A 16,108-nucleotide genomic window follows, 5' to 3' on the forward strand; every position below is an offset into this window, starting at 1 on the left:
GCGCGTTTCGCCCTATATATCGTGAAACGCCGATAAAAGGTCGCCTGACCCATGCCCTTCAAGATCATGTCGCTGTCCGATGCTGCTGCCGAGCGCATCACCGAGATCATCGAGGATTCCGAAAAGCCCGTCATGGGGCTTCGGGTCGGCATCAAGAATGCCGGCTGCGCGGGTGTGTCCTACACGATGGACTATGTCGAAGCGCCCATCGCCGGCGACGATCATGTCGAGGACAAGGGCGTCAATGTCTGGGTCGATCCCAAGGCGACCATGTACCTTCTCGGCACGGTGATGGATTTCGAGCAATCCAAGCTCGGCTCCAGCTTCACCTTCAAGAACCCGAACCAGACCGGCGCCTGCGGCTGCGGCGAAAGCGTCACCCTGGCGCCTGCCGACCTGAAGGCATTGGCCGAGGCGCGGGCAGGGGCCTGAGGATCGGCAACGTTGGCGCTCTCATCTAGGCAGTCAGCGTAAACACACCGCAGGGCTCTCCTCTCCATCGTCATTGCCCGGCTTGTCCGGGCAATCCATCTCTCCGCAAGTATGGACCACCGGGACAAGCCCGGCGGTGACGAACACGGGACGCTCGGTTCGACAACTACTCGTTGCACAGAGCCATTGGCTGAGGCATACCCCCATCATGCCGAACGCTCTTCCCCCCGCCTATGCCATCACCCCGCCCAATCGCCCGCTGACCGGCCGTGTCTCGCCGCCGGGCAGCAAGTCGATCACCAATCGGGCGCTGCTGCTCGCCGCCCTGGCCGAGGGAACCAGCCACCTGACCGGCGCGCTCAAGAGCAAGGACACGGTGCTGATGGCGCGCGCCTTGACCGAGATGGGCGTGATTATCGAAGAGCCTGACGCCACCAGCTTCCGCGTCACCGGCACCGGCAAGCTTGCCGCGCCCTCCGCGCCGCTGTTTCTCGGCAATGCCGGCACGGCCACGCGCTTCCTCACCGCCGCCGTTGCCACCATCGACGGCATCGTCGTGGTCGATGGCGATGAGGATATGCGGCTGCGTCCGATCCTGCCGCTGGTCGACGCTCTCAAATCGCTCGGCATCGACGCCGATTGCCCGACCGGCTGCCCGCCGGTTACCATCCGTGGCACGGGCAGTTTCGGGGCAGGGCGGGTCGAGATCGATGCCTCGCTGTCCAGCCAATATGTCTCGGCCCTGCTCATGGCGGCGCCCTTTGGCGATGGTCCCATCGAGGTGGCCCTGACTGGCAAGGAGATCGGCGCGCGCGGCTATGTCGATCTCACCCTCGCCGCCATGCGCGCTTTCGGCGCCCAGGTGGAGGCCCGGGATGACGGGACCTGGCTGGTCCAGCCCACCGGCTACAAAGCCACGGATTTTCACATCGAGCCCGATGCCTCCGCCGCGACCTATCTCTGGGGCATCGAGGCGCTGACCGGTGGCCGGATCGACCTGGGTGTGGCCGCCGATGCCTTCACCCAGCCCGACGCCGCCGCGCAGGCGGTTATCGCCAGCTTTCCGAACATGCCGGAAATCATCGATGGCTCGCAGATGCAGGACGCCGTGCCGACAATGGCCGTCATTGCGGCCTTCAACAATCGCCCGGTCCGCTTCGTCGGCATCGCCAATCTGCGCGTCAAGGAAACCGACCGTATTCGCGCCGTCGCCAATGAGCTCAACCGCATCCGGCCGGGCCTCGCCGTCGAGGATGGCGATGATCTGATCGTGCATGCCGATCCGGGGCTGATGCAGGCGGCGCAGCGCAATGTCACAAGCCGCATCGAGACCTATCACGATCACCGCATCGCCATGAGCTTCGCCCTGGCGGGCCTCAGGATCGGCGGAATCACCATTCTGGACCCCGCCTGTACCGGCAAGACCTATCCCGATTACTGGGAGATGCTGAAAGGCCTGGGCGTGGAACTCACCGCCGGCAACTGAGGCGGCAATCCAGCGCCGGGCTCAGTAACGACATGATCGCCCGTGATCCTCAGGCGGCCGACACGTCCTTGTCCGAAACCTCTGCGATCTCGATCAATTCCGCTTCGCTCACCACCCGGTTGCGGCCGGCATGTTTGGCGGCATAGAGGCATTGATCCGCGCGCTCGATCAGCGCAGTGGCATTGTCCGTCGGCTTGAAGCTGGCCACGCCGAACGACGCGGTGATGCGGCCCAGCTTTTCATTGGTCGAGCGCTTGAGCAATTCCTTGGCCTGGATGGCCTTGCGGATATTCTCGGCCACGATGATCGCGCCCTTGAGGTCGGTGGAGGGCAGGACCGCCACGAATTCCTCGCCGCCATAGCGCGCCGCCAGGTCCTTGCCCTTGATATTGGACTTGAGCGTCATGGCGACCAGCCGCAGCACCTGGTCGCCGGTCTGGTGGCCATAGGTGTCGTTGAAGCTCTTGAAATGGTCGATATCGACCAGCATCAGGCAGAGCGGAGTGCCGTCGCGCCTGGCTTCGGCAATCGCGTCGGCCAGGCCTTCGTCGAAGCTCTTGCGGTTGGCGATCTTGGTCAGCGGATCGAGCATGGATTCGCGCCGCACGTCATCCAGGTCGCGCTGCAGCGCCGTGATGTCGTCCCGCGATGCCTCGAGCTTGCGCTCCAGCTCCCGATTGGTGTCCTGCATGCGCCGGGTTTCCGTCAGCAGGCGGGTGGCCAGCGCCTTCATCGCCGGGCCGCCCAGATCGCGTTCCAGGTCGCCGGCGGCCGATTGCAGCGAGCCGGAATAGGCATTGGCCGTGGTCATGGCCGCGTCGATGGCCTCGTGCACCGATTCGATGCGCGCATGCATGCGCTCGGACACGCTGGACATGCGATCGTTCATGTCCGACTTGAGGAATTCATTGTAAAGCGCTTCGGCCAGGTCGCTTGAGGGCGAAATGCCGCTGCGGAAAATGGCATTGATGCGATTGTTGAGCGAAGGATTTACGCCGGTCGCATAAGTATAGAGCAGCTCATAGAATTGAGGATAAGGCGGAATCGCGCTCCGCTTGAGCAGATCGAATGCCGCATTGGCATAGCCAAGCGCCCGCATGAATTCCTGGTCCGACACTGCTCACCCCGCGCTCCGTTGCGCTGCCCCCCCGGCAAGATAATTTAGCATCGATTTCGACGCTATATCGCCGTTGTCGTTTGGTGAACTCAACCACAACTTGCCGAGATTCGATAGTTCGGTGCCGAATATATTACCGGATCAAGTAGTTCGCGTCGGGCGCAACAGGAATGCAGGGATCGGGCCGGCCGAGCCGAACGGTCCGGCATCGGGCCCGTCCTCGGCGACGTCTTCCACCTTCTTGCCCCGGCGGCGCGATTGCGGCTCCGGCTGCGGGCGGGTTTCGGCCGTCACGTCCTCTTTCGCCTTGCTGCGGCTATTGGGCTTTTCGGCCTTGGGCTCGGCGGCGGGAGCGCTTTCGGCCACTTCGGCGGCGGGCGCCAGCTTGCGCCGGCGGGATGGCCGCTTGACCTTGCTTCCGGCTTCGGCGTCATCCTCGTTGCCGGCTTTCGCGCTCGCCCGGGCCTCGTCCAGCCAGTCGATCGGCTTCTGGATCAGCTTGAGGATGGCGTCGAGATGCTTGCTGTCGGCGGGCGCCACAAAGGTATAGGCCACGCCCTTGCGGCCGGCGCGGCCGGTCCGGCCGATGCGGTGCACATAATCCTCGGCATGCACCGGGACGTCGAAATTGAACACATGGCTCACGGCCGGAATATCGAGGCCCCGCGCCGCGACGTCGCTGGCGACGAGAAGCGTCAGCTTGTTGGTCTTGAAGGCATCCAGCGTTTCCATGCGGCTCTTCTGGTCCATGTCGCCGTGCAGCGCGCCGGCGGAATAGCCGTGCCGTTGCAGCGAGCGGGCCAGGGTGGCCACGTCCCGCTTGCGATTGCAGAAGATGATGGCGTTGGTCAGCCCCTCGGAAGCATCGATCCGCTCGCGCAGCGCCGCGCGCTTCTCGTCCGGCTTGGACGAAACCCTGACCAGCTTCTGGTCGATGGTGTCGGCGGTCGAGGCCGTGCGCGAGACCTGGACATGCACCGGGTCCTTGAGGAAGCGCTTGGTCAGCCGTTCGATCTGCGGATCCATCGTCGCCGAGAACAGCATGGTCTGGCGGCGCGGCGGCAGGCGCGAGCAGATTTTCTCGATATCGTCGATAAAGCCCATGTCGAGCATGCGGTCGGCTTCGTCGATGACGAGGATTTCCACCCCGGTCAGCAGGATTTTGCCGCGATCGAACTGGTCGAGCAGGCGGCCGGGCGTGGCAATCAGCACGTCGACGCCGCGATCGAGCTTCTTGTTCTGGTCCTCGAACGAGACGCCGCCGATGATCAGCGCCATGGAGAGGCGATGGTTCTTGCCGTATTTCTCGAAATTCTCGGCAACCTGGGCGGCCAGTTCGCGCGTCGGCTCGAGAATGAGGGTGCGCGGCATGCGGGCGCGGGCACGGCCGGCTTCCAGCAGGGTCAGCATGGGCAGCACGAAGCTCGCCGTCTTGCCGGTGCCGGTCTGGGCAATGCCGATCAGGTCCTTCTTCTCGAGAAGGTGCGGTATGGCCTGGGCCTGGATTTCGGTTGGCTTGGTATAGCCTGCAGCGGTCACCGCATCGGTAACCTTGCTGGAGAGGCCCAGTCCGGAGAAAGTGTCGGTCAAGTCGGTCGTTCCACTCAAGGATGCTGTCCGGCGTCGCCCCCGGCAGGATTGCCAGGGTCGCGCGACCGGTCATTGAAGGTCGACAGGCGCCATCCTGGCGGAACGGCTCCTGGGTGGGTGCCAACCAATCAACGAATTCCTCAGCACCCGCGGCTCGGGCGACGTCGGCCTGCCAGTGGCAGGCGGCGCCCCCGCCGGCTACCCAGGCGCTGCGACGGCAACAAGCCTGCGCGCACTGGTACTCTACCGGCGGCGCGGACCATAACGCAAAGGCCCCGGCTGTCAATGATTTTGGCCGCTTTAAGGTTAGCGGCACCGCCCTGCCTCCCCGTAAAACGGCGGAGTGTTTACCTATGGCGCACCAGTCCGTGAATTTCACGATGTCATCCCCGCGAAAGCGGCGTTACCGATATAGTGGTCGCAAACAGAGGTTCCCGCTTTCGCGGGAATGACGCCGTGGGTGAGGAAAGCGTCCAAAGGGAACACTCCCGTCAAAGGGGAGGTGTAAGCCCGGCATTTGCCTGGGCATCACCCCGCTAGGGCGTTAAATATCCAAGTCCGTCACAAACGCGGCATTTTCCTGGATGAATTCGAACCGCGCCTCGGGCTTGGTGCCCATCAGGCGGTCCACCGTCGTCTTGGTGGCGTCCCTGTCGTCCAGCACCTTCACCTGCAATAGGGTGCGGGTCTTGGGCGACATGGTGGTTTCGCGCAGATGCGCGAAGGGCATTTCGCCCAGGCCCTTGAAGCGGGTGATGTCGGCCTTGCCCTTGCCGTTGAACTCGGTCTCCATCAGCTCGTTCTTGTGCGCGTCGTCGCGGGCATAGAGCGTCTTGCCGCCCTGGCTGATGCGATAGAGCGGGGGCATGGCGAGATAGAGGTGACCGTTTTCGATCAGCCGCGGCATTTCCTGGAAGAAGAAGGTGATCAGCAGCGAAGCGATATGGGCGCCGTCCACGTCGGCGTCAGTCATGATGATGATCTTGTCGTAGCGCAGGTCTTCTTCGACATAGCGGTCGCGGGTGCCGCAACCCAGCGCCTGGATCATGTCGGCGATGAGCTGGTTGGCCGCGAGCTTGTCGCGGCTGGCGCCCGCCACGTTCAGGATTTTGCCGCGTAGCGGCAGCACGGCCTGATTGGCGCGATTGCGCGCCTGCTTGGCCGAGCCGCCGGCCGAGTCGCCTTCCACGATGAAGAGTTCGGCGCCCTGGGCGGCGTTCTGGGTACAATCGGCCAGCTTGCCGGGCAGGCGCAGTTTTCGCGTCGCGCTGGCCCGGTCGATTTCCTTTTCCTTGCGGCGGCGCAGGCGCTCCTCGGCGCGTTCCACGGCCCAGTCCAGCAGCTTGCCGGCCTGGTTGGGCGAGGCGGCCAGCCAATGGTCGAAGGCGTCGCGCAGGGCATTGTCGACGATACGGGTGGCTTCGCCTGAGGCCAGCTTGTCCTTGGTCTGGCCGACGAATTCCGGCTCGCGCACGAAGACCGAGAGCATGACCGAGCAGGAGGTCAGAACGTCCTCGGCGGTCAGGTTCGCGGCGCCCTTGTTCTTGGTCAGCTCGGCATAGTTCTTGAGGCCGCGCAGCAGCGCCAGGCGCATGCCGGATTCGTGGGTGCCGCCATCGGGCGTCGGCACGGTATTGCAATAGGATTGCACGCCGCCATCGCCCAGGGTCCAGGCAATGGCCCATTCCACCGAGCCGTGGCTGCCGGGCCGCCCGCTGCGGCCGGCGAAGATATCGTCGGTGATGCGCGTTTCGCCCTCGATGCGCGCCGCCATGAAATCCTTGAGGCCATCGGGATAATGAAACACCGCCTTGGCCGGCACTTCGTCATTGGCCAGGCTTTCGTCGCAGCTCCAGCGCAGCTCGACCCCGCCGAACAGATAGGCCTTGGCCCGCGTCATGCGGAAGATGCGGCCCGCCGAGAAATGGGCCGTGGGGCCGAAGATCTGCGGATCGGGGTGGAAGCGGGTGGAGGTGCCGCGCCGGTTCTGCACCCGGCCGACATTGACCACGTCCTCCACCACTTTGCCGCGGCTGAAGGTGATGCGGTAGAGCTGCTGGTCGCGCGCGACCTCCACCACCATGTCGTCCGAGAGCGCATTGACCACCGATACGCCCACGCCATGCAGGCCGCCCGAGGTCTCGTAAGCCTTGGAATCGAACTTGCCGCCGGCATGGAGCACGGTGTGCACGATTTCCAGCGTCGAGCGATTGGGGAATTTCGGATGCTTCTCGACCGGGATGCCACGGCCATTATCGGTAACCGTAATGTATCCGTCGGCGCCCAGATGCACCTCGATCCGCGTGGCGTGGCCGGCAATGGCCTCGTCCATGGAATTGTCGATCACCTCGGCGAAGAGGTGGTGATAGGCATTGATGTCGGTGCCGCCGATATACATGCCGGGCCGGCGGCGCACCGGCTCAAGTCCTTCCAGCACCTCGATATCGGCCGCGCCATAGGCGTCCGGGGCAGGCGCGACGCTGCGCGGCACCGGCTTGACCGGCGCTTCCTGCTTGGGTTCGTCCTGCTGGGGCGCGGCGCCACCGAAGAGATCCTGAGACATGCACGTTCCATCTTTGCTACCCGAATCGGGCCGGGCTGATTTCTAGCATATCCCAGCCTTTTCCGCGGGTCCGGCGCGAGAGGCAATTGCCCACAGGTGAGGCGGTATGATGGCCGTCAAGGTGAACGGGTGCGGAACGCCCTTGCCGGATCGATACACTTTGCGTCCCAAGATAAGCCGTCCGGTTTACCGCTCGTTTGCTCTTTGAAAGCACTTTCTTAAGCACGCGCTGCTAGAAGAATACACATACGGTTTGTCTGGAGTTGCCGTATGCGGACCGAACTGCCCAGTATTGCGTATCGAGGGGCCAGTTCCGGTTCGGACACGCCCGGACATTGGCCGATCGCCGGATTGAGTATTGCGTACCGGCTGGCCAATTTCCGCGTGTCGCGTCTGGGCGCCTTGCTCGGCGCGAGCCTGTTTTTCTATCTCGCATGATCGCTCTTGCCTTGCCGCCGCAAGGCGGTTAGCTATGCGCATCGACCAACACCTGAGACGGGAGGGCTGCATGACTGGTTTTCATACGCATCGTCAGCGCGGACCCGTTCATGCCCTGCGGTTTTCGCTGCAGGGCTGACCAGGCTGGTCCGGACGCTTCCCGCAAGTTTCCAAACCTCTGGTTTGCCCGTCATGGCGCGCTGCTTCGAGCGTGCCGGTTTGATGGCAATGGCGCTGTGCGCCGATCCAGTGAGTTGAATTCATGGGCATGATCAGCCTCCGCAATGCCGGCCACCGCGCCGGCGATCTTCTGTTCTCCAATCTCAATCTCGTCGTCGGCGAGGGCGACCGCGTGGGCCTCGTCGCCCCCAATGGCCGCGGCAAGACCACGCTGCTGCGGGCCATGGCCGGCCTGAGCGAGCTCAGCGAGGGGGAGGTCACGCGCTCGCGCGGCCTTGCCATCGGCTATGTGCCCCAGGACGTGCCCGAAGCCGCGCTCGGCCAGACGCCGATGCAATTCGTCGCCGGGGCGCTCGATGCGGCGACGCTGGACAGCGAGAGCTGGCGGGTCGACGTGGTGATGGAGGAATTTTCCATTCCCGAGGAATTCCGCCACAAGCCGCTCGGCCAGCTCAGCGGCGGCTGGCAGCGCATGGCGCTGCTGGCGCAGGCCTGGGTCACCCAGCCCGATGCGCTGTTGATGGACGAGCCGACCAACCATCTCGATCTGGGCCGCATCGGCATGCTGGAGCAATGGCTGGGCTATGCGGCGAAAAACCTGCCCGTAATCATCGCCAGCCATGATCGCGCCTTTCTCGATGCCAGCACCAACCGCACCCTGTTCCTGCGCCCCAGCGAACAGGTCTATCTGCCCTTGCCCTATTCCGCGGCCCGGGCCGAGCTCGACCAGGTCGATGCCGCCGCCGAGGCCCAGCGCGAGCGCGATCTCAAGCAGGCGGCGCAATTGCGCAAGCAGGCGGCCAAGCTCACCAATATCGGCATCAATTCCGGCTCCGACCTGCTCACCGTCAAGTCCCGGCAATTGCGAGACCGGGCCGAGAAGATCGAAACCCGGGTGCAGGAGGTCCACCGTGACCGCACGGGCCTGGTCAAGCTGGGCAATAGCGGCGCCGAGGCCCGCGTCATGCTGGCCTTCGAGAACGTGCCGGTGACCACGCCCGACGACCGCCAGCTCTTCACCATCGAGAAACTGCATGTCTTCCAGGGCGACCGCATCGTGCTGCTCGGCCGCAACGGCACCGGCAAGTCGCAATTCATGCGGCTGGTCACCGAGGCGCTCGATGGCAAGGTGCCGGCCGGCATGCGGCTCAGCCCGCAATTGGCGCCGGGCTATCTCGACCAGGCCCTGGGCTGGCTGCCGCTCGATCCGTCACCGCTCGATTACCTGTTGCATCGCTTCGACGAAGGCGACCGGCGCACCATCGCCCTGCTGGCGGGCGCCGGCTTCCCGCCCGATCGTCAGGGCAAGCCGATCCGCATGCTGTCGCTCGGTCAGCGGGCGCGGTTGGCGCTCCTGGCGCTGCGGCTGGCCAGGCCTAATTTCTACCTGCTGGACGAGCCCACCAATCACCTCGACATTCCGGGCCAGGAGCAATTGGAGACCGATATCCGGGAGCAGGGGGCGACGACCATCCTCGTCACCCATGATCGCGCCTTCCTCCGCGCCATCGGCACCCGTTTCCTGCTGATCGAAGGCAGGCGGCTGAAGGAAGTCGACGGCCCCGAGCAATTCCTGGCGGATATGGCGGGGTAGGGGGCTAAGGGGTGTGTCACGTCCGAGCCGGCCGCTCTCTCCGCAGCCGCGCCAATATTCCCGCTCGCGCCCCTTGGCTTTCATTTGCTCCTGAAACTGCCCCACGCACAGAGCGTCACCCTCGGGTCAAGCCCGAGGGTGACGACAGGCCCACCATGGCCTTCTGGGGGAACCGTTCTAAGCCGACCGGGCCGGGCGCACGTGGGGCGGCGACAGCACCGCCTGGTCCTTGCCGGCCGCCTTGGCGCGGTAGAGGGCGCGGTCGGCCTCGACCAGCATGTCCGAGAGCGTTTCGCCCGCGCCACGCTGGTGCAGGCCGATGCTGAGCGTCAGGCTCTGGCCTGGCGGCAGGCCGGCTATCGCCAGTTCGCGCATGGCCGTACGGATGGCTTCGGCCTGCTCCTGCAGGCGGGCAATGTCACCGCCGGCGAGCAACAGCGCGAATTCCTCCCCGCCGATGCGCGCAGCGGGCCCGCCATCGCTGTGGCGGGCGAGGACATGCGCCACCGCCGCGATCACCTGGTCGCCGGTCTTGTGGCCATAGGTGTCGTTGATGCGCTTGAAATTGTCGATATCGGCCACCAGCAGCGCGGCGGCGCCGTCGCCGGCCCTGTCGAGAACCGGATTGATGGCCGCCTCGAAGCCGCGCCGGTTCAGCAGGCCCGTCAGGTAATCGTGGTTCGCCTCTTTGCCGAGCCGCTCGAAGATGTCGAGACCCATGGCGGCCAGGAACAGCAGCGCGATGGTACCGAGCAGGATGGGCGTGAAGGCCTGGATCGTCAGCCAATAGGAGGATTGCTGGTAAGAAGGGCCGTCCGCCGTTTGCAGCACGCCGGTCAGTGCCAGGGCGGGCCGCAGCAGCGCCAGCACGATGCTGAGCAGGGCGGCGATGAGCAGCAGCCGGTCGGCCGTGGAAAGGGGACGCTTTGCCAGCAATTTCTGCACGGCGGCGCCAGTGATTCCAGCCAGGATCAATCCGACCACCAGGATACGGGCATTGAGCGAGGGATCGACGAAGAGAAACCAGCCGTAGAGGCCGAAACCGACGACAAGAATGGCGGCGAAGGCGCGCCAGGGCAGCGCGACCTCGATCCGCTGCAGGGCGGCGCAGCAGAACGCCAGCACCCCCACCACGAAGACGCCATTGCTGACCAGGCGATTGGCGGTCTCGTTTTCGAGCGGGGTGAGATCGACGAGAACGAAGCCCAGTGCCCCCAGCGCAAAGGCCAGAGCGAGCAGGGCCAGGTGGCGCTGCCAGGGCCAGCGCCGCCAGAGCAGCAGGAACATCACCGCGAAGGTGGCGGCGATAGCCGGGTTGAGAAGCGAAAAGTAAATCTGACCCGGCATCCCTGAAACGCTCGCGCACCCGTCTGCGGGCAGATGCTAGGGATATTCCCATAATCCTGGGTTAATCGCCCCGCGAAACGGCCGGAAGTCATTGCCGTCCAGACGAAAAAGAAGGCCGCCCGGAGGCGGCCTTCTTGCGATGCAGGCGACCCCTGCGAAAGCTTAGTGGTGATGTTCCTCGGGAACATCTTCCTCGCCGGCCTCGATCAGCTTGGCGAGTTCGTCGCGGGTCACCTTCTTGTCGGTGATGTCGCCGAGTTCGATGATGTGGTCCACCACCTTGTTCTCGAAGATCGGGGCGCGCAGGCTGGCGAGGGCTTGCGGGTTCTTGCGATAATAATCGTAGACCTGCTGTTCCTGGCCGGGGAAGCGGCGGACTTCGGCGATCAGCGCCTGCTGGTGTTCCTCATCGGTCACCTGCACTTCGTTGACATTGCCGATTTCGGCGACCACCAGGCCCAGGCGCACGCGGCGTTCAGCGATGCGCTTGTACTGTTCCTTGGCTTCTTCCTCGGTCGTGCCTTCGTCCTCGAAGGAGCGGCCATGGCTCTGCACTTCGTGTTCGACGCGCTGCCAGATCGTGTTGAATTCGGCATCGACCAGCTGGGCCGGCACGTCGAACTTGTGGCCGTCGTCCAGCGCGTCGAGCACCTGGCGCTTCATGTGTTGGCGGCCCATGGAAGCGAGAGCGCTTTCCATCTGCTCGCGCACGGCCTTGCGCAGGGCGGCGACGTCTTCGAGGCCCAGGCGCTTGGCGAAATCGTCGTCCAGCTCGCCCTGGTTCGGACCATCGACATGCAGGATGGTGACGTCGAATTCGGCGGCTTTGCCGGCCAGATCCTTGTTCTGGTAGTCGGTGGGGAAGGTGACCGAGATCGTCCGGGTCTCGTCCTTCTTCATGCCGACGAGCTGCTCTTCGAAGCCGGGGATGAATTCGCCCGAGCCCACGGTCAGGTGCGCGTGGTCGGACTTGCCGCCCTCGAATTCCACGCCGTCGATCTTGCCGACGAAGGAAAGGCCCAGGCGGTCGCCGTTTTCGACAACGGCGTCGTCGCCCTTGTCGGTATAGCCGCGATTCTGGTTGAACACGCGGGTCACTTCGGCGTCGACTTCGGCTTCGGTGATGTCCACGACCGGCTTTTCGATCTTGACGCCCTTGATGTCCATCAGGGTGACCGGCGGCAGGACTTCATATTCGACTTCGAAGGCGAGGTCCGACTTGCCGTCCAGCACGTCGTTGATGACGGTCTGGTCCTGGGGCAGGTCGACCTTCGGCTGGGCGGCGGCGCGTTCCTTGCGCTCGTCCAGCGTGTCGGAGACCGTGGCGTTGATCGCGTCGGTCATCACTTCGGACATGGCGGAGCGGCCATAGACCTTCTTGAGATGGGCGGTCGGCACCTTGCCGGGACGGAAGCCCTTGATATTGGCCTGGCCCTTGAGTTCTTCGAGCTTGGCGTCCAGGCGCGAATTGAGGTCTGCGGCCGGAATGGTGACGCTCAGCTTGCGCTTCAGGCCTTCATTGAGGGTTTCGGTAACCTGCATTGGGGTCTTATTCCCGTATTGATTGATCTCGTTAGGCCGAGGCCATGTGGTGCGGGTGAGAGGACTCGAACCTCCACGCCTTGCGGCGCTGGAACCTAAATCCAGTGCGTCTACCAGTTCCGCCACACCCGCAAGGGCCCCCGTCGGCCGGGTTGGCGTTGCATCTATATGAAGAGTGAAAGCCAGTCAAAGCTTCATTCTCCGCCGCTCGTGGCGGCTGCCCGCCCATTTGCGCGCCATTCGCCCCGGTGATAGGGACGGGACTTGCGCAGAACGTGGGCATATTGCACATTTTTTGCGCAACTGACCTGCCACTGGTCTTCCCGTCCTCTGGCATGACTTTCTCTAACTCTTTTGATTACAAGGCAATTTTGGCTCTGGCATGGCGTGGCACAGCCCGTGCATACGCTTTGGCGGTAACTGCCGAAAACGGCCATTGGAGGCGTAAGTGAAAAAAATCGAGGCTATCGTAAAGCCGTTCAAGCTCGACGAAGTCAAAGAAGCGCTGCAGGAAGTTGGCCTGCAGGGCATCACCGTAACCGAGGCCAAGGGATTTGGGCGCCAGAAGGGCCATACCGAACTCTATCGCGGCGCCGAATATGTGGTGGATTTCCTGCCCAAGGTGAAGGTCGAGGTGGTTTGCCCCGACGACCTGGCCGAAAAGGCGATCGAGGCGATCCGCGTGGCCGCGCAAACCGGTCGCATCGGTGATGGCAAGATTTTCGTCTATTCCATCGAGCAGGCCATCCGTATCCGTACGGGCGAATTCGGCGACGACGCGCTCTAGGCGCCGGCGCCGCACCATCAGCAACAGCATTCCGAATTAGACAGGGGAAGACCTAATGACCACCGGAAGCGATATCGTAAAGCGGCTCAAGGAAGAGAACATCAAGTATCTCGACCTGCGCTTCACCGACCTGCGCGGCAAGCTGCAGCATGTCACCATGGACGTTTCGGTGGTCGACGCCGACATGTTCGAGGAAGGCGTCATGTTCGACGGTTCCTCCATCGCCGGCTGGAAGGCCATCAACGAGTCCGACATGGTGCTGATGCCCGATCCGAACTCGGCCTATCTCGACCCGTTCTTCGCCGCCTCCACCCTGGCCGTGAACTGCGACATTCTCGAGCCCGCGACCTACCAGCCCTATAACCGCGATCCGCGCTCCATCGCCAAGAAGGCCGAAGCCCTGGTCAAGTCCTCGGGCATCGGCGACTCGGTGGTGTTCGGGCCCGAGCCGGAATTCTTCATTTTCGACGACGTCCGCTATTCCAACACCACCTACAAGGTGGGGTTCTCGGTCGATCATTCGGAACTGCCGACCAATAACGACGCCGAATATGAAGGCGGCAATAACGGCCACCATATCGGCCTCAAGAAGGGCTATTTCCCGGTCCCGCCGGTGGACAGCGCCCAGGACATGCGCGGCGAGATGCTCGAGGCCATGGGCGCCATGGGCGTCATCATCGAGAAGCATCACCACGAAGTGGCCTCGGCCCAGCACGAGCTCGGCCTCAAGTTCAAGCCGATGATCCAGTCGGCAGACGACGTGCTGATCTACAAATATGCCGTCCAGCAGGTCGCCAATGCCTATGGCAAGACCGCGACCTTCATGCCCAAGCCCGTCTACGGCGATAACGGTTCGGGCATGCATTGCCACCAGTCGATCTGGAAGGACGGCAAGCCGCTCTTCGCCGGCGATCAATATGCCGGCCTGTCGATGGAATGCCTCTATTACATCGGCGGCGTCATCAAGCATGCCAAGGCGATCAACGCCTTCACCAACCCGACCACCAATTCCTACAAGCGCCTGGTGCCTGGCTTCGAAGCCCCCGTGCTGCTGGCCTATTCGGCCCGCAACCGCTCGGCGTCCTGCCGCATTCCCTTCGGCCAGTCGCCGAAGTCCAAGCGCGTCGAGGTTCGCTTCCCCGATCCGCTGGCCAATCCCTACCTCGCCTTCACGGCGCTGCTGATGGCCGGCCTCGACGGCATCAAGAACAAGATCCATCCGGGCGATCCGATGGACAAGGACCTCTACGAGCTGCCCAAGGAAGAGCTCAAGGAAATCCCGACTGTGTCCGGCTCGCTCCGCGAAGCGCTGGAAAGCCTCTCGGCCGACCGCGACTTCCTCAAGGTCGGCGGCGTCATGGATGACGACTTCATCGACAGCTATATCGACCTCAAGATGCAGGAAGTGATCAAGTTCGAGCACACCCCGCACCCGGTCGAGTACGAAATGTACTATTCCGCCTGAGCGGATCGATCATCGCATGAGGGAGGGGGCCTTTCGGGGCCCCTTTTCTTTAGCCGCCGGCGCCGGCCGGAAACGCGCGGCGGACCATGGCGCTCCATTCGTCGGGCGCCTCGAGCAGGGCTTCGATCTCGTCGGCATCCTGCGGCTCGAAGAAGCGGATGGCGAAGCCGACATCGAACAGGCGCACCACTTCGGCGGTCACCTTGCCGATGGTCACCACCTCGCCGATGGCCGGCAGGAAGGCGGCCGAAACGGCCGCGCCGACGGTGGAGCAATCCAGGATCAGGCAGGGCTGGGACCAATTATCGGGGCGCGATATGACCGTGCGCGGATTGCGCGGCATGAAGCGCCTGTCGGCCCGGCGGTCCAGCGCTCCGGTCCAGAGCCGCTCGCTGAACGCGGTGATGCGGGCATTGAGCTTGTCGCGACCGGCATCGTCCTGCTCGATGGCGACCAGGAAGCCGTCCTCCAATTGCCGCTCCACGATCCCCGAGAGATTGCCCAGCGGCCCGAAACTGGCCGCGACCGTTTCGCCCTGTTCGGGAATGATTGCCGCGGTGACGCGGAAGGCGTCGCTCGAAATCATGCGCAGGCGGCAACCGAACAGGTTGACGCCGGGATAGCTCTGCTGCTGGCCAATCACATAGCGGCCGGTCACCGTGCGTATGCCATGCAGCGCGATACTGGGGCGTTCCGGAGCAGCGGACACGACAGGCCTCCTCTGGCTATGCCCTCAGCATGAACCAGCCGCGTCAACGTGCCCTTGCGGGCAAGGACCGTAATTTATCGGAAGTGCTAACCGATTGCAGACGATTGTGGCAGCGGGTCGAAAACGCTCATTCGGAAGGTGGCTGCAACAGCTTTTCGAGCCGGTCGGGATCCTGGATTTCGATGAATTGCAGGGCAAACCCGACTTCGAGATAGCGCACGACCCGCCCCACCAGCCGGCCCAGCGCCATGGGCGTGCCGATATCGGGCCAGAAATGGGCTGATATCGCCGCGCCGGATTGGGACATGTCGATGACGAAGCAGGGAATGGTGCTGCCATCGCCCAGGGTCAGCACGCTGCGCGGATCGCGGGGGATGAACCGCTTGTGCACCCGCTTGTCGAAGACCTGCGCATTGACATGCTTCTTGTGCCACTCGATCCTGGCGCCCAATTTGCCGCGGTCGCCGTCCGACAGCATGATATTGCTGACGAAACCGGAGGCCAGCCGGCGGGTTATCCGCCCATGCAGGAGCCCGAATTCATCGAAATGGCAGGAGACGGTTTCGCCCTCGCGCCCCACCACCGGACCCATGGCGACGAGCATGCGGGTCGAGATCGAGCAGAGGCGGCAGGCATAGACGGGCAGCTTTTCCTGCGGCGTGGCGCGGCGATCGGGCAGGGCGTAGCGCCCCGGCAGCGCGCCGATGAACCGCACGTCGTGCCATTGATAATTCGATTTCTGCCCGTCATCGACGGTGGCGGCATATAGTGACACGGGGGCCCTCTCCCATAGATCACCAATCGCGATATTGGGTGCGACTCTTACGGACTATTCCCAAGGAGAAGACAGATGAGGTC

The 16,108-nt window shown here is 63.8% G+C and carries 13 protein-coding genes and 1 tRNA gene; 6 read left to right on the forward strand and 8 right to left on the reverse strand.

From position 1 onward, the window contains the following. Positions 1-51 precede the first annotated feature (51 nt). Positions 52-432 (forward strand): HesB/IscA family protein, encoded by a 381-nt coding sequence (locus A3840_RS04195; protein WP_067452362.1) that lies wholly within the window; start codon positions 52-54, stop codon positions 430-432. Positions 433-640: 208 nt separating this feature from the next. Further along, on the forward strand, positions 641-1,918 hold the full coding sequence (aroA, locus tag A3840_RS04200) for a 3-phosphoshikimate 1-carboxyvinyltransferase (RefSeq protein ID WP_067452365.1): 1,278 nt from the start codon (positions 641-643) through the stop codon (positions 1,916-1,918). 49 nt (positions 1,919-1,967) lie between these two features. Here aroA and A3840_RS04205 read toward each other — a convergent pair whose 3' ends face one another. From A3840_RS04205 to parE, 3 genes are all read right to left on the reverse strand, one after another. Continuing rightward, complete coding sequence (locus A3840_RS04205; protein WP_131798244.1) at positions 1,968-3,035, reverse strand: GGDEF domain-containing protein; 1,068 nt, start codon at positions 3,033-3,035, stop codon at positions 1,968-1,970. A 141-nt stretch (positions 3,036-3,176) separates the two neighbouring features. Further along, positions 3,177-4,625 (reverse strand): DEAD/DEAH box helicase, encoded by a 1,449-nt coding sequence (locus A3840_RS04210; RefSeq protein WP_067452371.1) that lies wholly within the window; start codon positions 4,623-4,625, stop codon positions 3,177-3,179. A 544-nt stretch (positions 4,626-5,169) separates the two neighbouring features. Then, the gene (gene parE / locus A3840_RS04215; RefSeq protein ID WP_067452374.1) at positions 5,170-7,188 is read right to left on the reverse strand and encodes a DNA topoisomerase IV subunit B; all 2,019 of its coding nucleotides are present in this window, start codon (positions 7,186-7,188) and stop codon (positions 5,170-5,172) included. Between the two features lie 270 nt (positions 7,189-7,458). On the opposite strand from parE, the gene A3840_RS19590 reads away from it, so the two are divergent. After that, positions 7,459-7,626 (forward strand): hypothetical protein, encoded by a 168-nt coding sequence (locus A3840_RS19590; protein ID WP_165603119.1) that lies wholly within the window; start codon positions 7,459-7,461, stop codon positions 7,624-7,626. Positions 7,627-7,888: 262 nt separating this feature from the next. Then, positions 7,889-9,400, forward strand: coding sequence for an ABC-F family ATP-binding cassette domain-containing protein (locus A3840_RS04220; RefSeq protein WP_067452377.1), 1,512 nt, complete (start codon positions 7,889-7,891; stop codon positions 9,398-9,400). 177 nt (positions 9,401-9,577) lie between these two features. On the opposite strand, the gene A3840_RS04225 is transcribed toward A3840_RS04220, so the two are convergent. The 3 genes from A3840_RS04225 to A3840_RS04235 all read right to left on the reverse strand — a co-directional run bounded on the left by A3840_RS04225 (position 9,578) and on the right by A3840_RS04235 (position 12,421). After that, positions 9,578-10,747 (reverse strand): GGDEF domain-containing protein, encoded by a 1,170-nt coding sequence (locus A3840_RS04225; protein ID WP_067452380.1) that lies wholly within the window; start codon positions 10,745-10,747, stop codon positions 9,578-9,580. Positions 10,748-10,909: 162 nt separating this feature from the next. Continuing rightward, positions 10,910-12,289: a trigger factor gene (gene tig, locus A3840_RS04230; RefSeq protein WP_067452383.1), complete on the reverse strand. Its 1,380-nt coding sequence runs from the start codon at positions 12,287-12,289 to the stop codon at positions 10,910-10,912. 47 nt (positions 12,290-12,336) lie between these two features. Continuing rightward, positions 12,337-12,421: transfer RNA gene (locus A3840_RS04235), tRNA-Leu, on the reverse strand. Between the two features lie 316 nt (positions 12,422-12,737). Here A3840_RS04235 and A3840_RS04240 point away from each other — a divergent pair. Further along, a complete protein-coding gene (locus tag A3840_RS04240; RefSeq protein ID WP_067452386.1) occupies positions 12,738-13,076 on the forward strand; it encodes a P-II family nitrogen regulator in 339 nt (112 codons plus the stop codon). A gap of 55 nt (positions 13,077-13,131) precedes the next feature. Then, positions 13,132-14,541, forward strand: a complete 1,410-nt coding sequence (gene glnA, locus A3840_RS04245) for a type I glutamate--ammonia ligase (RefSeq protein WP_067452389.1) — start codon at positions 13,132-13,134, stop codon at positions 14,539-14,541. 49 nt (positions 14,542-14,590) lie between these two features. On the opposite strand, the gene A3840_RS04250 is transcribed toward glnA, so the two are convergent. After that, on the reverse strand, positions 14,591-15,250 hold the full coding sequence (locus tag A3840_RS04250) for a hypothetical protein (protein WP_131798245.1): 660 nt from the start codon (positions 15,248-15,250) through the stop codon (positions 14,591-14,593). Between the two features lie 127 nt (positions 15,251-15,377). Then, entirely contained in the window at positions 15,378-16,025 is a 648-nt protein-coding gene (locus tag A3840_RS04255; protein ID WP_067452395.1) for a PilZ domain-containing protein, read from the reverse strand. Positions 16,026-16,108 lie beyond the last annotated feature (83 nt).

The sequence above is a fragment of the Devosia elaeis genome (assembly GCF_001650025.1).
In the GTDB taxonomy this organism is placed as follows: Bacteria; Pseudomonadota; Alphaproteobacteria; order Rhizobiales; family Devosiaceae; genus Devosia; species Devosia elaeis.